This window comes from Rhizobium sp. R711, assembly GCF_002211365.1.
In the GTDB taxonomy this organism is placed as follows: domain Bacteria; phylum Pseudomonadota; class Alphaproteobacteria; order Rhizobiales; family Rhizobiaceae; genus Rhizobium.
The window spans coordinates 1-20,127 of the sequence record NZ_LOKZ01000023.1 but is presented as its reverse complement, the minus strand read 5'-3'; the positions used below and the strand labels follow the sequence as shown (position 1 = coordinate 20,127).

Below are 20,127 nucleotides of genomic sequence, written 5' to 3'. Positions count from 1 at the left end.
CCGACTGCCGGTCGTCAACCGATGAGACACGCAATATACGATAACCAATCCCGGCTCTTCGCCAATCAACGCGAAAACGGCCGCACCTAGCGGAGCTAGCCATTCGCCTATCCTTGGGCTGTTGGACGCACTACGATGTCGCCGACGTCTACGTCAGTGGGCTGGGCGATGGCGAACTCCACAGCGCCCGCGATCGCGTCCGGATCGAGCGCCACTGTTTCCACCCCACGCGCGACCTGGTCGCGCAGCGCCGGATCGCGAATGCTGTTGCCAAATTCCGAGCGCACGTAGCCTGGGGAAATGCCGGTGACGCGCAGTTTCGGTCCGGCTTCCTGACGCAACCCTTCCAGCAGCGTGCGCACGGCGTTCTTCGTCGCAGCGTAGACCGCCTGGCCGGGCACGATCCGTAGGCCCGCTGTTGAGATGATGGTCACGAACTGCCCCGCCTTCTGGCGCCGGAAGACCGGCAAGGCAGCGGCGATGCCATAGAGCACGCCGCGGAAGTTGATGTCGATCATCGCGTCCCAATCGTCCAGCTGCAATTCGTCGAGCTTGGAAATCGGGCCGATACCGGCGTTGGAGACCAGCACGTCGAGGCGCCCGAATTCATTGCAGGCCAGGTCCACAAGCGCCTGCATCGAGGTGCGGTCCCGCACATCCGTCTGGCGAAAGGTGGCGCTTCCATCGGCCGCCTCAATCTCACGCTGAAGGGCTTCGAGTTGTTCGGTGCGGCGCGCGCCAAGCACCAGCATTGCCCCGTGGGAGGCCAGCCGCAAAGCAGTGGCACGTCCGATCCCGCTGCTCGCCCCTGTGATTGCGATCACTTTGCTCTTTACGTTTTCCATCGCCGTTCTCCATTTCGACTGGAGCAAAGGTATTGCCTGCGATGCGGCTTATCTATATCGTTCGATCCGTGTTTTTGTTGAGATCGTCCGAAATATGCCGGATGCCCTGACCTCGATCTTCAGTCTCCTCGATCTGCGCAGCGCCCGCTGCACACGGCTCGAAGCGGCGGGCGCCTGGTCCTTGCGATTTCCCGAGAAGCTGGCACTGAAATTCGCAGCTGTGATCCAGGGCGAGTGCTGGATGCTGCATCCCGATCATCCCCCCGTGAAGATGGCGCAGGGCGACGTGTTCCTGCTGTCCCAGACCCCCGCCTATATTCTGGCGAGCGATCCGCAGCTTGTTCCAGAAGACGGCGCGAAGGTGATCGACTGGGAAGGTTCGGACGTTGGGCGCTACGGCGGGGCAGACACGGTGCTGCTGGGCGGCAGTTTTCGCGTGAACCCGCTGCACGAACGCTTGCTGACCGAGGCCTTGCCGCATCTGATGCTCCTGCCTCGGGATGTCCCGGCAGCATCGACGGTGAGCCGGACCCTGGAGATCATGGAAGGCGAGTTCCGTCAGATCCGGATGGGATCGGACCTGATCAGGCGCCATCTCGCTGATATGCTGCTCGTGCAGATGCTACGCGCCTTTGCCGAGCGCGACGTGCAGGGCATGGATCGGCGGCCGCCGGACCGGAGCTGGATCGGCGCGCTGACCGATCCACGTCTCGGCGCGGCGCTTGACCGCATCCATGCTGAACCCGGGCGACACTGGACCGTGAAGGCGCTCTCCGAGGTCGCCGGCATGTCCCGTACGTCCTTCGCAGACGCCTTCCATGCCGCGATCGGGCAGACCCCGATCGATTACGTCACCCGGTGGCGGATGCAAGTCGGTGAAGATCTCATTCATCAAGGTTTGGGCATCGCTGACGTCGCTGCAACGCTTGGCTATGCATCTCAGAGTGCATTCGGAACTGCTTTCAAGCGCATCAAAGGTTGCTCCCCGAAAGTCGCGACAAGACAATCTGTGCATTCAACTGGCGAACGGGAGTAGCGGCTCAGTCCAATGCTGCCGATCTCGTTGATGTGCGAAAAATGGGTGATTCAGAGACACCCGAGACCCTTAGCGTATGCTGTGTCCGTTTCATGTGACGCCCTCGGATATGCAATTGCTTAGCCACTGCGGCGATACTAGCCGGCCTATGCGCCGTTACCCGCTTTCGCCCGCCGAAGCTTTATCTTTGACCGCGGAACCGAGTTTGCCGGATTCAGGGCTTTGGAAGATGGCATCGGTGCGCGCAGCTGGTTCTGCGTTCCCAGTGCGCCCTGGCAGAAAGGGGCTGTCGAGAACGCTAACAAAAGCATTCGTCGCTTCCTGCCCGCACATACAGACCTCGCTCTCCTGTCACAAGCAACCCTCAATCAACTGGCGCGCATGCTCAACGACCAGCCAAGAAAATGCCTCGGATACAGAACTCCCGCAGAAGTTTTTGCCACGCATTTGCTGGAAGGCGCATGATCCTACTCCGCATGACGGCATGATGCACTTGGGTTAGCTTCTCCAATACGGTCAATGGTTCTATTCAAGACTGCATTCCGTTCTGGCGATGTGATGGAGATATACACAAATTCGCTTTTGCTACGCTCCTGATCAGATACCCCTCCGTTGAGGATCAGCTGGGTCAACTCCAGAGGCCAATCAGTGAAAGTTCAGCAGCGCCTGCGCGGCCTCTCGCCTTCCTCATGCCGCAAGCTGGCACGACATTGACTTTCTCGTTTCAATCCGCCGCCATATAGATTTCAAATGGTCATTCCTTGACTTTCAATTGGTCGCAGTCGTAGTTTCAAACAGTCATCGAAGGGAAGGAAGCTGTGGCGCTATATCCAAGGCTCGTTGAGCAAGGCGTTGCCGACGCCATGTCAGACACGCGGGTCGTACTGATCGTAGGTCCGCGACAAGCAGGAAAAACGACATTGGCCAAGAAAATGGCCAACGAGGGGATGGAGTATTACACGCTGGATAATGCCACGACCCTGGACGCAGCGCGACAGGATCCAGTTGGATTTGTAAGAGGTATGCATCGCGCCATCATCGATGAAATTCAGCGCGCTCCCGAGCTGTTGCTGGCGATCAAGGAAAGTGTGGATACGGACCAGCGTCCAGGGCGTTTCCTCCTGACCGGTTCGGCCAATCTCATGACGCTGCCACGCGTGGCGGATTCGCTCGCAGGGCGCATGGAGGTCGTTCGATTGCTGCCGCTTGCACAAAGCGAGATCAGAACCGCCGGAAGCAACTTCCTGCGCGACGCCTTTCGAAACGAAGCCAAGGCCGGAGAGCCAATCGTCGGAGACGACCTGATGGCCGTGGTTCTGGCAGGTGGATATCCCGAGGCTGCGGCTCGCAAAACCTTGAGCCGCAGACAGGACTGGTATGCGGATTATGTCCAGGCGATCGTTCAACGTGACGTTCGCGATGTCGCGCACATCGAGCAGATCGCTCAAATGCCGCGCCTGTTACGCATTCTGGCAGAACATTCTGGACAGCTCGTGAACTATTCCGGGATTGGCGCCGCCATCGGAATGAACCACATCACAACGCAAAAATACGTTGGCATCTTCGAGAACCTGTTCCTCGCTCGAACCGTGCAACCCTGGTTTTCGAACAAACTGAAACGCCTGACCAAGACGCCGAAAATACACTTCCTCGATTCTGGTCTTCTCGCATCCCTTCGTGACCTCTCTCTCGACCGCCTGCGCGACGACAGGGGTCAGTTCGGCGCATTGCTAGAGACTTTCGTATTTAGCGAGATCCTTAAACTCGCCAGCGGCGGGCAAACCCGCTTCGAATTTTCGCATTTTCGTGACAAGCAGCAGAACGAAGTCGATATCGTCATCGAAGATAGAAGAGGACGGATCGTCGGTATCGAGATAAAGGCGGCAGCATCCGTGTCGAATTCCGATTTTTCGGGGCTGCGAATATTGGCCGAAGCATGCGGAGAACGGTTTGTTTCCGGCATGGTCTTGTATGATCATCATAAGGTGATCCCATTCGGGGAACGTTTGTCCGCTGTTCCAATATCGGCATTGTGGCGCTAGCCTGTCGGACTTTCGCTTCAGTCTCCAGCCACCGAGCATCCTTGGAACTTCGACGTTTCGATAAAAAATGCGACCAGGTTCGATTTCCTTCAAGGCGTGCGATTTGAATGAGGCTATACTAATCTGACATCAGCCTTCCGATGCTTCGATCGTCATTTCGTGTCTGTTTCCGACTTTTCGGAGAAAACCTCCAGCTTCCCGCACCCAAAATCGGCGAGGCCCCGTCGAGCGTGAGGGGGCTGCGGGAGAAGCCAATTGGCGTTCTTAAACCGGGCAAGCCCTCCGGAGCGATCCTGAGCCCACGTGCCTTGATCTGCGGATCGTCGATCGCCTCGGCGACGCTATTGATCGGCCCTCCTGGAATACCCGCCCTTTCGAGTGCAACGATCAGTTCTGCTTTCGGCCATTTGTAGACCTAAGCGTGGACGCGAACTGTGCTTCCACGAGCCCTGCAAGCCTTGTTGCTGTGATGTTCACCCTCTGGGCCGAAAAGATCGCATAATGTATCGACTGCAACCGCGAGCGCTGGTGTTCGCGGCTGTATCCTAAGACAGCATTTCGAGACCGTGCTTCTGAACGATTGAAAGTAGCTTCAATGCTGGGCCGCTTGGCCGTTTGGCGCCGGTTTCCCACTTTTGCACCGTCGATTCACTGGTATTTAGATAGCGCGCGAACACTGGCTGGCTGACATGATTGTTCTCGCGCAGCGTCTTGATCTCGCTTGGCGTCAGTTCCTGCGGGATGGACAGGCAAGTGTCATCGAAGGTCTTCATGGTCGCCTTATCGATCGTGCCTGCCCTATACATGTCTTCGACGGCGCTATGGATCGCCTCAAAGGCATCGCTCTTAAACTTGCGCTTAGTTGCCATTGCAAATCTCCAATAACGCGCCGGTCTCGATTTCGACATCAAGCTCGGCCTGCGTCTTGCGCCGATAAAGATCGGCGAGCTTCCGGAAAGCCAGGAGCTCGTCGTCATCGATGTTTGCGCGATCCTTTTTTGCGAACAAATACGCGAACACCCAGTACTCACCGGCTTTCGCCAGAACGATCGAACGATGCATGTTGTCGTTGAGCCGCTTCTTGAACACGCCGCCACCGAGATCATCAGCCTGTCCGCGTGCGACTTGCGCAATCGCCTTGCAAAAGGGCTTTGTCGGAGATCCGCGCTTTCTTCGCTGCTTTGGAAAACCAGGCCGTTTTGAAAGTCCGTTCTGAGATCGCGTCATATAGCACTTAGTGCTACGCCTATCAAGTTGCTCGGGTAGAATCGCTTTGACTACGCCGCTTCCCGTACCTGATTCAAAATCCGGGCGGCAAGCGCTGCCTGGGGCAGGAACCGACCGTAGTGACTAGCGACCATCTCCGGTGTGTCCTGGATTGCGTAGCTCGCCTGCTCATAGGATCCGGTCTGCTTGAGGACATGGGTGGCAAGAACGTCTCGGACATTGTGGGGGCCATGCGGCAGCAAACCCTTGATGGCGCCACGGCCAGTGTACGGATTGTAGATCCCATAGCGTTGGATCGCGGTCCGCCAAATTTTCAATGAAACCGCGAGACGGCGGTTTACGGCGCCGCTGCACGGCGTGTTGCCAGGTTGTTGATGTTCTAGGCGCCAAAATGGTCGCATAATGTATCGATGGGAACTCTGCGCTTCGGCGGGCTCACGACCAGCATGAGCACTTCGATACTGCAGTTAGTTTCGCGCGTTGGCAGGGGTGTGCAGTGAAGCTCCCGCCTTTTCGGCCGCTGCCCGCAGACGCTTGTCCCTGGTCCATAAGGCCGCTCGTTGATCGAGGAGAACTGAGGCCATCAAATGGGCATCTGTGTAGCCAATGCCCATACTGAAAATGGCGTGGCGATCAATCATCATCATGACTTCGTCGTGCGTCGCGACGAACGCTGCGCGCTGGGCCACCAGGAAAGCTATTACGCTACTGCGATCCCGAAGGCTACCAAGTGCGAGCTCTCCGATCACGGCTGGATGGCATAAGAGACGATCGTCCTCAATAATTCTACCCAGCTCTAAATCGGCATGCCGGAAATGATCGATCCAGATGGAAGTGTCGGCAAGTATCACTTGGCAGCTGCGCTCCGGCGGCGTGGGGCTGCCTCCGCATCCGGCATAGTTCCGCCGAGGGCGATGAGGCGTTTTCCCGACTCCACACGAACAAGCGTCTCCAACGCTTGGCGGACCAGAGTGGCGGTTTCTTTCGTGCCGGTTAAGGACCTAGCCCTTTCCATGAGGGCGTCGTCGAGATTGATAGTCGATCGCATCGTTTGGGTTTCCTGATTTTGGTGTTATAGATAGCACCATTTGGTGATGAAATCTACGCCTGGTCTCCACTCTGATACGTCCGCTGTCGGATGTGCAAATCCAGCAACGTGATATTTTGCCCGGTCGCGGCGCCCTGGACGGATTTCTTGGGATTACTTGCAGATCATCGCGGCCAGGAAGCCGCGCATCGCGTCGCCATAGGGCGGCCGCATCATATATTCCGCTTCCACCAACTTGCTCTGGTGATAGACGGCGCGCGGATGCGAGAAGGCGAGAAAGCCGAACTTGCCGCGATAGGCGCCCATGCCGGAGCGGCCGACACCGCCGAAGGGCAGGCCCTCCGCCGTCACGTGGCTCATGCAGTCGTTGACCGTCACCCCGCCGGAGGTCGTATTGTCGAGGACGCGGCGCTCCTCTTCCCGATCCTGGCTGAAATAATAGAGGGCGAGCGGGCGCGTCCCGGCATTGATGCGATCGACGACCTCGGCGATATCGCGATAGGCAATGAGCGGCAGCACAGGCCCGAAGATCTCCTCCTGCAGCACGCGCATGTCGTCGGTGGGATCGAGGATCAGAGTCGGCGCTATGCGATGGGCCGATTGCTGAGAGAAGTTCTCCGCCGCCGGATTGATCTCCATGACATGCGCGCCCTTGGCCCTGGCGTCATCGATCAAGCCCTGGACGCGGGCGTGATGACGGACATTGACGATCGAGGTGTAGTCGGGATTTTCTTTCAGCGTAGGATACATCGCGCCGACCGCCGCCACCGCATGTTCGGCAAAGGCTTCGACGCTTTCCTCGGGCACATAGACATGATCAGGCGCAAGGCAGATCTGGCCGGCGTTCAGCGTCTTGACGGTCATGACGCGGCGCGCCGCGTCCGCGAGATCGGCGGAGCGACCGACGACGACGGGCGATTTGCCGCCGAGTTCGAGGGTGAGCGGCGTCAGGTTTTCCGCCGCAGCCCGCATGACATGATGAGCGATTGCGGTGCCGCCGGCGAAGATCAGGTGGTCGAAAGCAAGCGATGTGAAGGCAGTGCCCGTCGCCGGGCCGCCCTGCACGACGGCGATCTCCGTTTCTTCGAAGGTGCGGGCGATCAGCTCTGCCATCAGCGCGGAGGCCGCCGGCGTCACCTCCGACGGTTTGATCATCGCGCGGTTGCCGGCGGCCAGAATGCCGGCGAGCGGCGCAAGTGCGAGCTGATAGGGAAAATTCCAGGGGCTCAGGATGCCGACGACACCCTTCGGCTGATAGATCACTCGGCCACCGCATCCGGGAACAGGGCCTCGTGCTCTTCCGGCTTCAGCCAATCGGCAAGGTGGGCCTTGGCGTATTTAAGCGAGCCGATGCAGGTGAAGACATCGAGAAGCAGGCTCGCCTCGACGCTGCGGCTGCTGAAATCCTCCGACAGCGCCGCGGCAAATCGCATCCTTATGATCGACGAGAAGGGCGATGACGCGGTCTCAACAGCCGCGCTATACTAGATTTTGAAAATTAGTATAATTAGGATCGAGTGGGAATGACTGTTATTCGAGGAGAGGGCGGGCAGCGTCCACGGGGCAAAAGCCGCCAAGCTTGCTTGCAGGTCGTACCTATACTATATTTGTGAAAATGATATAGAGGCCGCCGTGATTAAGCAGATTGATCTCATGTTCCGCACCATGGTCGCGGAACTCCAGCAGCGGGCATTTGACGATGATTGGGCGGAAGATTTTCCCCCATCGGGTAGATTCGTGCCGGTGGCAGTCGATGGTCGGCGTTATTGGTATTTCGACCAACCAGATGGTGGGGGTGGGCAGAAGCGCCGGTATGTCGGACCTGCCGACGATCCCTTGATTTCGGAACGGGTCGAAACCTTCAAGGGTAAGAAGTCAGATTATAAGGCTCGCCGCAAGTTCGTTTCCACGCTAACGCGCGAAGCCGGTTTGATTGCCGCTGATCACTTTACCGGCGATATAGTGCAGGCGCTTGCCAAGGCCGGTCTCTTCCGGCTGCGCGGTGTTCTTATCGGCACCGTCGCTTTTCAATGCTACTCGGCATATCTTGGCATCCGTCTGCCTTCGGCGGCGATCCTAACAGGTGATGCAGACATAGCCCAGGATTTCGCGATCTCCGCTGAGGTGGCGGATTCGCTGCCGCCGATCCTCGATCTCCTAAAAGGGCTTGATCCAACGTTCCGCGCCGTGCCGCATATCAGCGGCAGCTCTCGATCTCATGCCTTCCGAAATCAAACCGGTTACAGGGTCGAGTTCATGACGACTAACAGGGGAGCCGAAGAATATTCGGACAAACCCGCCAAGATGCCCGCTCTCGGTGGTGCGTCAGCCGAACCGCTAAGATTCATGGATTTCTTGATCCGCGATCCCGTTCGTTCGATCTTGCTACATGGTGCCGGTATCTCAGTTGTCATCCCTGATCCTTGCAGGTACGCGGTGCACAAGCTTATCATTGCCGGTCGCCGTCAAAATGACGCCGGCGGCCAGGCCAAACGGGATAAAGACCTCAGACAGGCAGGAATGCTATTCGACGCCCTGCCGGTCACGGGCCATGGGCCTTCACTGGTTTACGCTCTGGAAGAGGCATGGGATCGCGGGCCTGCGTGGAAGCTGGCGATCTCGGAAGCAGCCGAAACCATGCACAAGGAATATTGGGGCGCTATCAATCGAATGGTTGGCATTCTCAAGAGATAAAGGTTAGGCCCGCTTGAAAAGGCAGGCCATATGACAACGCTCATTCGCATCAGGTTGCGCTGGGCCTAAGTTTTGTCTGACTCAGCTCTTCACGCTGCTTTCTGGACCTAGTTCGAAATCGTGGCGGCCAATGCTGACTTGTCCTGCGGAAGAAAGCGACCATGGTGCTGTTGCACGACATCAGGCGCACTTACGCGCGAGAAACGTGCAGGTCGCCAGTTCGTATCCCATCAAGGCGACGTCGTCCAGAGGATGGTATCGGTATCGCGACACATTGATTGGCGAGCTGTCGGTTTGGGCGCGATAGTAGGGTCCGTATCGATTGGCGCGCAACCTTGATCCATTTCAAGTGCATACGATCCCTGTATAAATCCAGTGCGTGAAATAAAGCGCAGGTATTGAATTAAATGTTATTACAACCTATGGTGAGGGCGCCTGTGGTAGTTCTGCGGTGGAGCGATGCACGCCGCTTTGCAACTACTTGCGTGTCAGCGCTGCAAACCACCGCTCGACCTCATTGATCCAGGAGGTGGTCGTTTGTGTGACGGGCGGCGTGCGAGCCAGGCCTTGATCCTCGGCGTCTTGTGGGTCGCATAGTTTGTCCATCACCAAACGCGCGTCCGGTCCCTTGGGCATCTCGGCGTCAATCCGCTTCAAGATGTCGAGGGATTCAGTCGCCCGGTGAGGTGGGTAGTACTGGCCGATCACGGCGAACAGGGATGTCGTGCCGTTGCGGTCAGCGCCGAGTATTCGATCAAAATGCAGCGCCAACGGTTTGTTATTTGTCGAGACCATGCAACTCGGGTGTAGTTCGGATCCACGCTTTTCAACAGCGATGTCAGGTCCCTCATATCGGATGCTCATGACCCTGGGCGAACTAGCGCGGGCTTGGCAAGTCCGAGATGGTCACGCAGAGTTGAGCCGCTATATTCGGTGCGAAACAGGCCGCGTTCCTGCAGGATCGGCACGACCAGCTGCGTGAAGTCTTCCAGGCCTCCGGGGAAAAAGGGTGGCATGACGTTGAAGCCATCGGCGGCGCGGCTTTCGAACCATTGCTGCATTCTGTCGGCGATTTCGACCGGCGTGCCGAGGACGATATGGTGGCCGCGGCCGGCGGCAACCCGCAGCGCGAGTTGTCGGATGGTCAGGTTCTCGCGTCTTGCCAGCGCGGTCAGCAGTTCGGCGCGGCTGCGCAATTGATCAGAGATCGGAAGATCGGGCAGCGGCCCGTCGAGGTCGTACTCGGCAAGGCTATGGCCGATGCGTTCTTCCAGAAGCGGCATGGCGCTTTTGATGTCCGTCCATTTGTCGAGCTCTGCAAGCTTGTCGGCGGCTTCTCTGGCGGTGCGTCCAATCACCGGCAGGAAGCCCGGCATGACGGCGACTTCGTCCGGCTGGCGTCCGAAACGAGCAACACGTCCCTTGAGGCTTATGTAAAAAGCCTGCGCCTCTTCGAGGCTCTGCTGCGCGGTGAACACCACGTCGGCGGTGCGGGCTGCAAGATCCTGGCCCGGCCCGGACGAGCCGGCCTGGATCAGGATCGGGTGGCCCTGCGGGGGGCGCGGAATGTTCAGCGGCCCTTTGACGGAGAAATACCTGCCCTTGTGGTCGAGAGTTCGGAGCTTGGTCGGGTCGGCATAGACGCCGCTCTGCTTGTCCTTGACGAACGCGTCGTCGTCCCAACTGTCCCACAGCCCGCGCACCACGTCGACGAACTCTTCCGCGACGGCATAACGCTCGTCATGCTCTGGGTGCGACTTCGAAAAGTTGCTGGCGGTGCGGGCATAGGAGGTAGTGACGATGTTCCAGGCGGCGCGGCCCTGGCTCAGGTGGTCGATCGAGGAGAAAGCGCGGGCAGTGTGATAGGGCTCGCCATAGGTCGTCGACGATGTCGCAGCCAGTCCGATCTTGTCGGTCACCAGCGCCAGCGCCGATAGCAGCGTCAGCGGCTCGAATCGGGCGATCGTCGAGGGATGGGCGTCAACACCGCTGGTAAGTCCGTCGGCCAGGAACACCATGTCGAACTTGGCCGCCTCGGCGATCTGCGACACGCGGCGCAGAAGATCGAAATTCTCGCTGCCAGCCTCTGCATGCGGATGCCGCCAGCCGGATACGTGATGACCGGCTCCCTGCAGGAACAGGCCCAGATGGATTTCTCTCTTGCGGGTCATGGCAAAGTCTTTCGTCAAGCGTGGATCTGGATGGCGTCCTGATTGAGAAGTGCGAGCAACCGGCGAAGGTCGGCGCGACTGCTCATGGTGCGGACGAGCGAGGGAATGTCGGCGAAGGCCGGATGGCCGGCGGTTGCGTCGCGGAATTTTGTCGTCGGATCGATCACGCCGGGAAGACCATCGAAGCGGCGGGTGAGCGTGCTGCCGTCGCGCAGTGCAACATCAAGAACCACGAACCGGGTTTTGGGATCGCTCGACATGCGTGGCGCACTGTTGTCATGGCGGCGGCTGGCGCGCCCGGCAAGCGCCATCAGGCGCGGCTCGACCGGCCGGTCGTCAAAATGATCGAGCCGCAGGGCGCCGTCGATGAGGGCCGCGGCAAATACGTATTCGGGGCTGAAGCGCGCCTCGATACCGTTGGTCGGTTTGCTGACGACCAGGGCGGCATCGGCGCCCGGCGGATAGGTGAACGTGATGGTCTCGATTGTATCCGCTGCCAGCCCCTCGCGACTAAGTTCGATGCCAAGAGAGGCGACCGGGTGGCTGGCGGTGCAGCAGGGATAGGCCTTCAGCGTCAGCCCGGGCGCCACGATCTGCCACGGTGCACCCCAGTTCTCCGTCACGGCCTGCAGCCGAACGGCGCCGAAGGAATAGGCCAAATGGAAACCGATCGGATTGTCGAGAAAGTCCGGCGCACCACCGAAACCCGCGGCTGCCAGCCGCGCCGACAACAGCCCGGAACGCGATGCCATGCCGGCGTGATACGGCTTCGCGTCGAAGCCGAACTGCAATCTCAGGCCGGAGGAATGCGTTGCCGCAAGACCGAGCGCGACCGCCGTCTCTTGAACCGAAACACCCATCAGATGGCAAATCGCCGCCGCTGCACCGATTGTGCCGAGCGTTGCCGTCGCGTGGAAACCATTCTCGTAGTGTTTCGAACCGATCGAGAGACCCAGCCGCGCCATAGCCTCCAGCCCGACGACATAGGACGCTACCAGCGTTTCAGCCGAGAACTCCCGCTCGGCGGCTAGTGCCAGAAGCGCCGGAATGATCACCGTCGTCGGATGACCGCGCACGCTGGCGTGCACGTCATCGTAGTCGAGCACATGGCCGGCATAGCCGTTGACCACGGCGGCAACCAGCGGATCAGTGCGGCGCGCGCCGCCGACCAGGATCGCCTCTCCTGGCAGTTTGGCGCCAACGGCCTCGGCAAGGAGGTCGGTCATGCGGTCACGGGAACCTGCGATCGTGCAGGCGAGAAAATCGATGATCGCCGTGCGTCCCGCATCCATCGCGGCAATATCCTTCTTCGGGTCCGACGTGATGATCGCCTGGGCAAAGCCATGGGTCAGCGGGGCGGGTGCGGTCGTCATTTCTACTAGATACCCTCGCCGTTGCGCACCGAACCGCGCGCCCCGGAAAGCCCGCCGACGAACTGGCGGATGCGGGGGTTGTCGGAGGTGCTGAAAATCTGCTCGGGCGAGCCCTGATCGACGATGCGGCCGTTTTCGGTGAACACGACGGTGTCGCTGATCTCCTCGGCAAAGCGCATTTCGTGCGTCACGAGAATGCTGGTCATGCCGTCGCGAATGAGATCGCGGATCACCCACAGTACTTCGCCGACGGTTTCGGGATCGAGCGCCGAGGTGACTTCGTCGAACAGCACCAGTTCCGGCTTCATCGCCAGCGCCCGGGCAATCGCCACGCGCTGCTGCTGGCCACCGGACAGCTGGCCTGGATAGGCGTTAGCTTTCTCCGAAAGGCGCACCTTATCGAGGAGTTCGCGGGCGAACTTCTCCGCATCGCGCCGCTCGACACCGAGAATGCGGGTCGGCGCCAGTACGATATTGTCCAGCACCGTCAGATGCGGAAAGAGATTGTACTGTTGGAATACAATGCCGACGCGCTTGCGCAGTGCGATGCGCTCGCTCTCCTTGGTCAGCTGGTCGACGCGGGTACCATCGACGGTAATGCGGCCTTTCTGCGGCGTCACCAACGCATTGATGCAGCGCAGGATGGTCGACTTGCCAGAGCCGGACGGGCCGATGATCGAAACGGCGTCGCCCTTGTTGACGGTCAGGTTGATGCCCTTCAGCACCTCCGTCTGGCCAAAGGACAGGTGCACGTCTTCCAGTCGGACGATCACGTTGTTGGCGAATGTATGCATCGTCTCGAAATCCTCAGGCCGCGTTGAACCGGCGTTCCAGGCGGCGGGTCAAGCGGGCGATGGGGTAGCAAAGCGTGAAGAAGGCGGCCATCACAACGATATAGGCGATGATCGTGAAATCGAGCCGGCGCACTGCCGTGCTGGCATCGGTGGCGGCATGCAGCAGTTCATGCACGCCCACCAGCGAGGCGAGCGCCGTGCCCATGGTGATCGAGGCGAGCACGTTCATCCACGGCGGCAGGGAGCGCCGCAGGCACTGCGGCAGGATGATCCAGCGCAGTGCGTGCCCGCGCGAAAAACCCAACCCCTGCGCCGCCTCCCATTGCGTAGTCGGAATGGAGAGAATGGCGCCGCGTGTGATCTCGCCAACGTAGGCGCTGGCCGGAATGGCGAGGCCGATCACCGCCTTCACCCAGTCCGGGAAGGCCAGGTAGTTGCCGAACAGGACGATCTCGAAGGGAAAGATGTAGGTCGTCGCAAAGATCAGCACGAGATGCGGGGCATTGCGGAAAGCCTGCACATAGGCGACGACCGGATAGCGTACCAGCCGGTAGGGCGCGAGTTCCAGGATGCCGAACGTGGTACCCACGACGGTCCCGAGCGCCATCGCGGAGAGGCTGATGACGATGTTCATCGCGAAACCGGAGGCGAGATAGGGGATCCATTCCATCAGTTCGCGGCCCAGCGTCAGATCGACGAGCGACCAGACGAGGATGACGAGCGGCAGCGCCACGAAGCCGATGTTGCGCAGAAGATCGCTGCCCTTGAGCGGTTCAAGAAGTGTCGCAGTCGTCACAAGCCATACCCCGGAACGGCGAGCTTACGCTCCACCCAAAGGCCGACGCGAGCAACGACCAGGTTGATAATGCTGAAGAACAACAGGATGACGATCATCAGCGATACGACATTGTCGCGCTGCGTCCAGACCATGATCGAGGCGTAGGTGATCTCGCTTACGGCGATCGCATTGCCCACCGTCGTCAGCTTCACGAGATTGATCAGGTTGTTGACGATCGACGGCAAAGATGCCCGCAAGGCCAGCGGCACCTCGACGTATCGCAAAATCTGCAGCTGGCTGAAGCCGATGCCGCGCGCCGCCTCCACCGTGGAGACCGGCACCGCCTCGATGCCGGCGCGGATCGCCTCCGCATGCAGGGCGGCGATATGCAGGCCGACCACCGCGACCACCCAGAAGAAAGGGGATAGCGGATTATTCTGCGCCCCGCCCACGAGGTTCGAGACGACCGTGTTGAGGACCAGGAAGCTGAACATCAGCTGCACCAGCGTCGGCGTGTTGCGGGTGATCTCCACGAAGGCCCTGACCGGCGCCGAAAGCCACAGCCTCCCAGACGTCAGGCAGGTGGCAAACAGCAGGCCGAAAATCAGGCTGACGGGGATAAGCAGGACGACAAGATAGAGCGTGGTTAGAAAGCCATCACGCCAGATCTGCGCCTCGTATCCCGTCGCCAGGAACTCGTAGTTCAGGCCGAGCCGGCCCGTCAGACTGACGAACAGGGCGGTCAGGTTTATGTCCTGCATGTCGTTCTACCGGTCCCTTCCGACTTACTTGCTGGCGGAGAGCACTTTGTTCTGCTCCTGCAGGTATTCGGTGTTCGGGAGGCGATTGATCTTGGCGAATTCCAGGAGCTTGCCGGACGCGTGTAGCTTCTTGACTCCGGCGTCGAGGGCAGCCTGCGTGTCCTTCTCGCCCTTGCGCAACCAGATCACCGAATCCGATGGGATCAGCTCGGTGGGGAAGGGAATGGCATAGTCCTTCCATTCTTCCGCGCGATCCTGCAGTAGAAGGCCGACGGTCGCGCCGACATGCACGGCCGCAACGCAATTGCCGCCCTGCAGTGCGAGCAGCGATTCCGGTTGGCTCGGCAACGCCTTCACCACCGCGCCGTATTCTTCCATCAGAGGCTGCGTGTAGTTGGAACCCTGCGACACGCAGACCGGCTTGCCCTTCAGGTCCACCCAGTCCTTCAGGCCGCTGTCCTTGCGCACCACGGCAGCGCCACCGCTGCGGTCATAGGGCGTTGGTACGTAGTCGAGAATCTTGGCACGGTCCTCGGTGTACTGCATGTTGGCGATGAGGATGTCGACCTTGCCCTGCTGCAGGAACTGCACGCGGTTCGGCGGTGTTACGGTGACGGTCTCCAGCTTGACGCCGAGGTCGTCGGCCAGCGCCTGCGCGATGTCGAGGTTGAAACCCTTCTGCGCCTGGGTCTTAGGATCGATATAGCCGAACGGCGCACCGGACAGGATCACGCCGACGGTCAGCGTGCCGCGGCCCTTGATGCGGTCCAATGTGTCATCCGCAGACGCCTGCGACGTTAGTGCGGAGATTGAGAGAGCAAGTCCGAAGAATAACTTGGTGAGTTTGGTGGATGACATTCTGGGCTCCTTTATTCGACCAAGAACCTAGTGGAGCCCCTCCGTTGCCACGAGCAATTGCATCCTCTCTTCGAGGTGAGAGCGAAACTGCTATCCTGTAATGCGCTAAATCCATAGAAAATATGTTATGCTGAGGTGCTGGAAATATCTGGCTGCGCCGGGTGTCTGCTTCCAGCGGCAGGGCCGTCATGGAGACTGGCCCCAAGAGGGAGAGGTCTGTCGTACAAGGGCAAACGGTCGGGACCGGATCAGCGTTTCGTTGCCGCTAAAACGCTGATCGGATGCGGCAAGAAGGCATTGCTGGCATCGGTTTTGCTCGCCGTAAGTACCGTCTTCGACACTTCACGCGAAGCCCAGTTCCCGCAAAGTATATCGGGACGAGAATCTGGCAAGGCGGAAATGGGGTAAGCGAAGCTTGCAACGGTTTCGTAGGCACAAACGGCGCTGGCGTCCTGGTTAGGACGGATTGATATCCCGCAGGATAGAAAAATTAGCGCAGCTTGCCTCGACACTGCCAATGCGGATCACATACTCGGTTCGGGCTGTCAGAAGCGACAGGCGGACGTCCTTCGCGCCTTTTGCCCGGATCAGGAATTCCTGGCGTGCGAATAGCAGACCGGAGCGTTCGGACAGCTCGTAGGCGACATGTTCGCCGTAGCCATCATCAGCAATGGTGATGGTCCCCAAACCTGACTTCATGCGGTGCTCCACGGTCTCTTCTCGCTTGGTTCATGGGCAAGGGGATTAAACGAACTCGGAAGGCTTCTCCGTCGTGGGCGACCGGCAAGGCTGCACACGGGTCGAGTTCGTCTAGTCGCTTTCGGGCATGAGGCCGTCAAAGACCTCGAGGAGGGCCTCGGTAATTGCTGCGCCGAGCGCATTTCCGCTCTCGGCAATCGCCTTTTCATCCATGTCGCGAGCCGCGATGGCCAGGTTCCCGCCTTGCTCGGCGACGATCGCCCGAGCCCGCTCGATCGCCCATTGGGCAAAATCATTGCGGCCTGCAATGGTGACGGTGTCGGTTTCCATGGCAGTTTCCTTCCAAAAATTTGTCAGAGTTGACTGGCTAGGGGCGCCAGCGCACTGGGTTTGCGTAGGCGCTACCTGAACCGACCGAAACGATCAACTCCATAGGCGATTTTTAGCGCGATGGCGGCAGCGGGCTTCCGTTTCGGGTCGTTCTGACGATTTGAAATCTCGCAAAGAATTTCGGCGAGTAGGATCTTTTTGGCGAATCGTCATCCCTGAGCGCGGTGGTGCTTATAGTGTGACCGAGCAGCGGATGATCCAAGCGGCCTTGCGCCGGTTTTTCGCCGGGGGAAACTGGTCAAGGTGGCCCGCGCGATGGCAAGCACGCATCTGCCATCTTGATGGCAGCCCACTAAGAGCTTATATTTTTCGCAAAGGAGACTGAAATGGCCGCACCTCAACTCTCAGTTCGAAGTTCCAAGGCAAAGGATCTCGCACATCGACTGGCGCGCCGTGAAAACCGTTCGATTGCCGAAGTGGTCGAACGGGCGCTTGAAGCTTACGAGACGCGCCAGGCGGGTCGCGAACCAGCGGCAAGCTTCTACGCGCGCGTCAACGCGCAGGCTGCCACGGATATCGATTTGGAAACCGTCATCCGTGAAAGCCGTCGCCCTCACCAGGGCATTGAGCTTTGATCTTTCTTGATACGAACGTCGTCTCGGAGACATTGCGGAAGGATCCTGACGAAGCTGTCATGGCTTGGCTGATTCGGTTCGACGCGGAGTTGGCATTGCCCACAGTGACAATTGCCGAGATTGCTTTCGGCATTCAAAAGATCAGGCCGCACCAGAGGGCCGAGCGTTTGGAACAGGGGCTGGCGGAGTGGCGTCGTCGATTTGCCGAGCGAATGTTTGGTCTCACAGAAGAAGCCGCGCTCGCTTACGGTGAAATCATGGGGCAGGCGGCTCGTCAGGGGAAGGCAATGTCAGCGCCCGATGCAATGATCGCTGCAATAGCGCGCGTGAACGGCGGACGCTTGGCCACGCGCAATCTCAAGGATTTCGAAACGACAGGTCTTAGCCTCCTCAATCCGTGGGATTTTTAACCCATTCGAATGGATCAGCTTTCGTTGGCCGCATTTGCGACGCTTGCTCCCTTGGAGAATAGGCGACAGCCTTTTCTTTGAACTCTTTGCTGCCTGTATTCCAAGGCGACTTTCGCCTTTTTGCGACAGGAGATCAATCACTGAGCGGGTCATGCAGTTCAAGGCATGCGGGCCGTCCGACCGCTGCGGCGTGTCGCGTCGTTGCAGTAGCTTGCTGATTGCGCTGCCGTTCTCCGATCGGCTCGCTCTCGCTCCAGAACCTGTGGCGCTGACGGTGGCGGCATCGCTCCTCTAGCCAGGTGTTGAATGCATCCGCAAACTGTGGGATCGACACCATCAAGTCCGGCCGAGCATAGCCGTGAGACTTCGACGGTCCTCTTGTCGCTGTATTTGCCAGGTCGACCATAGCGATCCCGGGTCAGATCCGCGGGGCAGGAAACAGGGTCCAATTTTTCGCAAGTACAGTCAGGTTCCACGGCCTACTTCGGCACTTTGTCAATACTGTAAGTAACGCGGCTGTTTTTCCTACGCGAGCATACGAGCCCCACGACCGCTTCTCCGCGTCGCGTTGCTGTAATAGCTGGATGCCTGCTGGACCGATCTATGGCGCGACTGTTCCCTTGCCTCAGGAAGCGGTATCCCGCGATTGGCCGCTTCAGTGAGATAGCCCGATCGCAGCCCGTGCGCCGAAAACTCCGCCGGCTCGAGACCCGCCATTCTCACGCGCTGCTTGACGATGTCATTGACCGCTTTCGGATCGAGCGCCCGGCGGGAGATGTTGCCCCAGCGATCAATCGCCCGAAACACATTGCCGCTATCGATCTTGCCGGCGGCCAGCCAGGCGTTCAGCGCCTCGACGGGCCGACCAGTGAGATAGACGATCTCATCCTGGTCGGCGCCTGACGTCTTGGTGGGGCCGAGATGGATCGACAGCGAGGGGAGGGGGCTTCCGCCCTCGCCGGTCGCCGGCGGCTCGCTCGTCAGCTGCTCCTTCCGGAGGCCGGCCACTTCGCTGCGCCGGCGACCGCCGGAGGCAAAGGCAACCATCAGGATGGCGCGATCGCGCAGATCGCGCAGGCTGTCGCCGCCACAGGTCGCCAATAGTCTGGTCAGCACATCTGCTGTCACCGCTTTCGCGCTCTTGCGGCGGCGTTGCCGCGGCACAGCGCGGACGGCAAGACGAAGTGCCGCCTTCAGGGCAGGGGAGGCGAAGGCGCCGTGAAGGCCACACCATTGGGTCAGCGTCGACCAGCTGGCCAGCACGTAACTGACTATGCAGCCGTACTATTTGAAGCCTAAAGCGACAACTGCTGAACCGTGTTCTCAGTAACGGATGAGGCCAAACCGACGGGCCTCGTCCAGGAGATGGCGAACAGAAGATGCCTGCCACCTGCGCCCGCCGCGAGCTGGGCGCTCTCCCATCTGGTCCAGTTGAGCGGCAATGTCGCGAAGCGACAGATCGGGATCGGCAATAGCGATCGCCGCCACCAACTTCATCAGATGGTCTTCGGGCGCGCGGCGAGGGGACCGGGCCAAGAGTTCTTTTTCTGCGAGCTTTTCGCGGACCAGGCGATGAACGGCGCGACGAAGGCGCTCGACGGTCCAGTCGTGGCCGCGGCGATTGAGCACCCGCACGACGTTGTCCCAACTGTGCTGGGGCCGGAGTTGCCGCACCATCGGCAGCCACGTCTGCGCGGACGCAATGAGCTCATCGAGATAGAGTTTCTCGCGTGCGTTTGAGACTGCCTTGATTGCCTCAGGTCGTCGTTCTCGCAGGCCAGGGTTTCCAGGAAGCTTGCCGCGCGCCTTCGCCGCCCTGATGCCGGCTTTGGTGCGCTCGGCGATCAGCGCTCTCTCGAGTTGCGCGACCGCACCGAGAACCTGGAGGGAAAACATGCCCTGCGGAGTCGAGGTGTCGATCGGATCGCGGATAGATCGAAAATGAACCCCTCGTTGTTCGAGATCCTCGATCACTGCCAAGAGATGGCTCACCGATCGGGCCAATCGATCGAGGCGGACAACGACGAGGACATCTCCCGCGGTGAGCTCTCCGAGCAGTCGCGTCAAGACTGGCCTGGCACGTGATGCCCCGGAGCCATGCTCCTGATAGATCCGGTGGCAGCCGGCGGCTCGCAACTCGTCGATCTGGGCATCGTGGACCTGGTCGTCCGTCGAGACGCGGGCATAGCCTATCAGCCGCTTTAGAGGCCGTTGGACGTTAACTGTTTGTCGCTTCGCCATCGCGCTTTTAACGGCCCATTTCGAGGTGATTTGTACAGATAAGGAATGCGCGAGAAATCGGTCAGTTGCAAGCGTGTTTTAGGCACCGAATAGCGGCCCGTTGGACTCGAAATGGCATCGCGGACGAGCAATGGAGCATCCGCAGTGGCAAACGCGCGTCAGTGGGCTTCTGTGGCGGAAAATCC

Annotated in this window: 18 protein-coding genes and 7 pseudogenes; 6 read left to right on the top strand and 19 right to left on the bottom strand. The window is 59.7% G+C overall.

Annotation, left to right across the window (positions count from 1 at the left end; translation table 11 throughout):
- Window positions 1-107: 107 nt before the first annotated feature.
- Window positions 108-845, bottom strand: a complete 738-nt coding sequence (locus ATY80_RS18300) for an SDR family oxidoreductase (RefSeq protein WP_088693776.1) — start codon at window positions 843-845, stop codon at window positions 108-110.
- Here ATY80_RS18300 and ATY80_RS18295 point away from each other — a divergent pair.
- From ATY80_RS18295 to ATY80_RS18285, 3 genes and pseudogenes are all read left to right on the top strand, one after another.
- Window positions 727-1,881, top strand: coding sequence for an AraC family transcriptional regulator (locus ATY80_RS18295; RefSeq protein ID WP_245306869.1), 1,155 nt, complete (start codon window positions 727-729; stop codon window positions 1,879-1,881). The two genes, ATY80_RS18300 and ATY80_RS18295, sit on opposite strands and share 119 nt — an antisense overlap.
- Window positions 1,882-2,025: 144 nt before the next feature.
- Window positions 2,026-2,346 (top strand): annotated as a pseudogene (locus ATY80_RS18290) (IS30 family transposase); the annotation flags it as partial.
- Between the two features lie 353 nt (window positions 2,347-2,699).
- A complete protein-coding gene (locus ATY80_RS18285) occupies window positions 2,700-3,923 on the top strand; it encodes an ATP-binding protein (protein WP_088693774.1) in 1,224 nt (407 codons plus the stop codon).
- A gap of 118 nt (window positions 3,924-4,041) precedes the next feature.
- Here ATY80_RS18285 and ATY80_RS18280 read toward each other — a convergent pair.
- The 7 genes and pseudogenes from ATY80_RS18280 to ATY80_RS18250 all read right to left on the bottom strand — a co-directional run.
- Window positions 4,042-4,317, bottom strand: a pseudogene (locus ATY80_RS18280) (CoA transferase); the annotation flags it as partial.
- A gap of 151 nt (window positions 4,318-4,468) precedes the next feature.
- The gene (locus ATY80_RS18275; RefSeq protein ID WP_088693773.1) at window positions 4,469-4,792 is read right to left on the bottom strand and encodes a DNA-binding transcriptional regulator; all 324 of its coding nucleotides are present in this window, start codon (window positions 4,790-4,792) and stop codon (window positions 4,469-4,471) included.
- A pseudogene (locus ATY80_RS18270) lies at window positions 4,782-5,142 on the bottom strand (type II toxin-antitoxin system RelE/ParE family toxin). The gene ATY80_RS18275 and the pseudogene ATY80_RS18270 overlap by 11 nt, the downstream one beginning before the upstream one ends.
- 58 nt (window positions 5,143-5,200) lie before the next feature.
- Window positions 5,201-5,458 (bottom strand): annotated as a pseudogene (locus ATY80_RS18265) (hypothetical protein); the annotation flags it as partial.
- Window positions 5,459-5,617: 159 nt separating this feature from the next.
- On the bottom strand, window positions 5,618-6,001 hold the full coding sequence (locus ATY80_RS18260) for a type II toxin-antitoxin system VapC family toxin (RefSeq protein ID WP_088693772.1): 384 nt from the start codon (window positions 5,999-6,001) through the stop codon (window positions 5,618-5,620).
- On the bottom strand, window positions 5,998-6,198 hold the full coding sequence (locus ATY80_RS18255) for a type II toxin-antitoxin system VapB family antitoxin (protein ID WP_088693771.1): 201 nt from the start codon (window positions 6,196-6,198) through the stop codon (window positions 5,998-6,000). The genes ATY80_RS18260 and ATY80_RS18255 overlap by 4 nt, the downstream gene beginning before the upstream one ends.
- A gap of 153 nt (window positions 6,199-6,351) precedes the next feature.
- Window positions 6,352-7,665, bottom strand: a pseudogene (locus ATY80_RS18250) (coniferyl aldehyde dehydrogenase); the annotation flags it as partial.
- A gap of 168 nt (window positions 7,666-7,833) precedes the next feature.
- On the opposite strand from ATY80_RS18250, the gene ATY80_RS18245 reads away from it, so the two are divergent.
- Window positions 7,834-8,892 (top strand): GSU2403 family nucleotidyltransferase fold protein, encoded by a 1,059-nt coding sequence (locus ATY80_RS18245; RefSeq protein ID WP_245306894.1) that lies wholly within the window; start codon window positions 7,834-7,836, stop codon window positions 8,890-8,892.
- Window positions 8,893-9,372: 480 nt separating this feature from the next.
- Here the strand turns inward: ATY80_RS18245 and ATY80_RS18240 are convergent.
- The 9 genes and pseudogenes from ATY80_RS18240 to ATY80_RS18200 all read right to left on the bottom strand — a co-directional run.
- Window positions 9,373-9,627 (bottom strand): annotated as a pseudogene (locus ATY80_RS18240) (IS630 family transposase); the annotation flags it as partial.
- A 125-nt stretch (window positions 9,628-9,752) separates the two neighbouring features.
- Window positions 9,753-11,063 (bottom strand): LLM class flavin-dependent oxidoreductase, encoded by a 1,311-nt coding sequence (locus tag ATY80_RS18235; protein ID WP_088693769.1) that lies wholly within the window; start codon window positions 11,061-11,063, stop codon window positions 9,753-9,755.
- 14 nt (window positions 11,064-11,077) lie between these two features.
- Window positions 11,078-12,436 carry an MmgE/PrpD family protein gene (locus ATY80_RS18230; protein WP_088693768.1) on the bottom strand — a complete coding sequence of 453 codons (1,359 nt, stop codon included), beginning with the start codon at window positions 12,434-12,436 and terminating at the stop codon, window positions 11,078-11,080.
- 5 nt (window positions 12,437-12,441) lie between these two features.
- Window positions 12,442-13,230 carry an amino acid ABC transporter ATP-binding protein gene (locus ATY80_RS18225; protein ID WP_088693767.1) on the bottom strand — a complete coding sequence of 263 codons (789 nt, stop codon included), beginning with the start codon at window positions 13,228-13,230 and terminating at the stop codon, window positions 12,442-12,444.
- Window positions 13,231-13,243: 13 nt separating this feature from the next.
- Window positions 13,244-13,981 (bottom strand): amino acid ABC transporter permease, encoded by a 738-nt coding sequence (locus ATY80_RS18220; RefSeq protein ID WP_088694066.1) that lies wholly within the window; start codon window positions 13,979-13,981, stop codon window positions 13,244-13,246.
- Between the two features lie 41 nt (window positions 13,982-14,022).
- Window positions 14,023-14,769, bottom strand: coding sequence for an amino acid ABC transporter permease (locus ATY80_RS18215; RefSeq protein ID WP_088693766.1), 747 nt, complete (start codon window positions 14,767-14,769; stop codon window positions 14,023-14,025).
- 24 nt (window positions 14,770-14,793) lie between these two features.
- A complete protein-coding gene (locus ATY80_RS18210) occupies window positions 14,794-15,627 on the bottom strand; it encodes a transporter substrate-binding domain-containing protein (RefSeq protein ID WP_088693765.1) in 834 nt (277 codons plus the stop codon).
- 456 nt (window positions 15,628-16,083) lie between these two features.
- A complete protein-coding gene (locus tag ATY80_RS18205) occupies window positions 16,084-16,326 on the bottom strand; it encodes a hypothetical protein (protein ID WP_088693764.1) in 243 nt (80 codons plus the stop codon).
- Between the two features lie 111 nt (window positions 16,327-16,437).
- Window positions 16,438-16,656 (bottom strand): hypothetical protein, encoded by a 219-nt coding sequence (locus ATY80_RS18200; RefSeq protein ID WP_088693763.1) that lies wholly within the window; start codon window positions 16,654-16,656, stop codon window positions 16,438-16,440.
- 386 nt (window positions 16,657-17,042) lie between these two features.
- On the opposite strand from ATY80_RS18200, the gene ATY80_RS18195 reads away from it, so the two are divergent.
- Together ATY80_RS18195 and ATY80_RS18190 are read left to right on the top strand one after the other, a co-directional pair.
- Window positions 17,043-17,291: a type II toxin-antitoxin system VapB family antitoxin gene (locus ATY80_RS18195; RefSeq protein WP_088693762.1), complete on the top strand. Its 249-nt coding sequence runs from the start codon at window positions 17,043-17,045 to the stop codon at window positions 17,289-17,291.
- On the top strand, window positions 17,288-17,701 hold the full coding sequence (locus ATY80_RS18190) for a type II toxin-antitoxin system VapC family toxin (RefSeq protein WP_088693761.1): 414 nt from the start codon (window positions 17,288-17,290) through the stop codon (window positions 17,699-17,701). Before ATY80_RS18195 ends, ATY80_RS18190 begins: the two co-directional genes overlap by 4 nt.
- 525 nt (window positions 17,702-18,226) lie before the next feature.
- Here ATY80_RS18190 and ATY80_RS18185 read toward each other — a convergent pair.
- A pseudogene (locus ATY80_RS18185) lies at window positions 18,227-18,961 on the bottom strand (site-specific integrase); the annotation flags it as partial.
- A gap of 63 nt (window positions 18,962-19,024) precedes the next feature.
- On the bottom strand, window positions 19,025-19,942 hold the full coding sequence (locus ATY80_RS18180; RefSeq protein WP_088693760.1) for a recombinase family protein: 918 nt from the start codon (window positions 19,940-19,942) through the stop codon (window positions 19,025-19,027).
- Window positions 19,943-20,127: the final 185 nt, after the last annotated feature.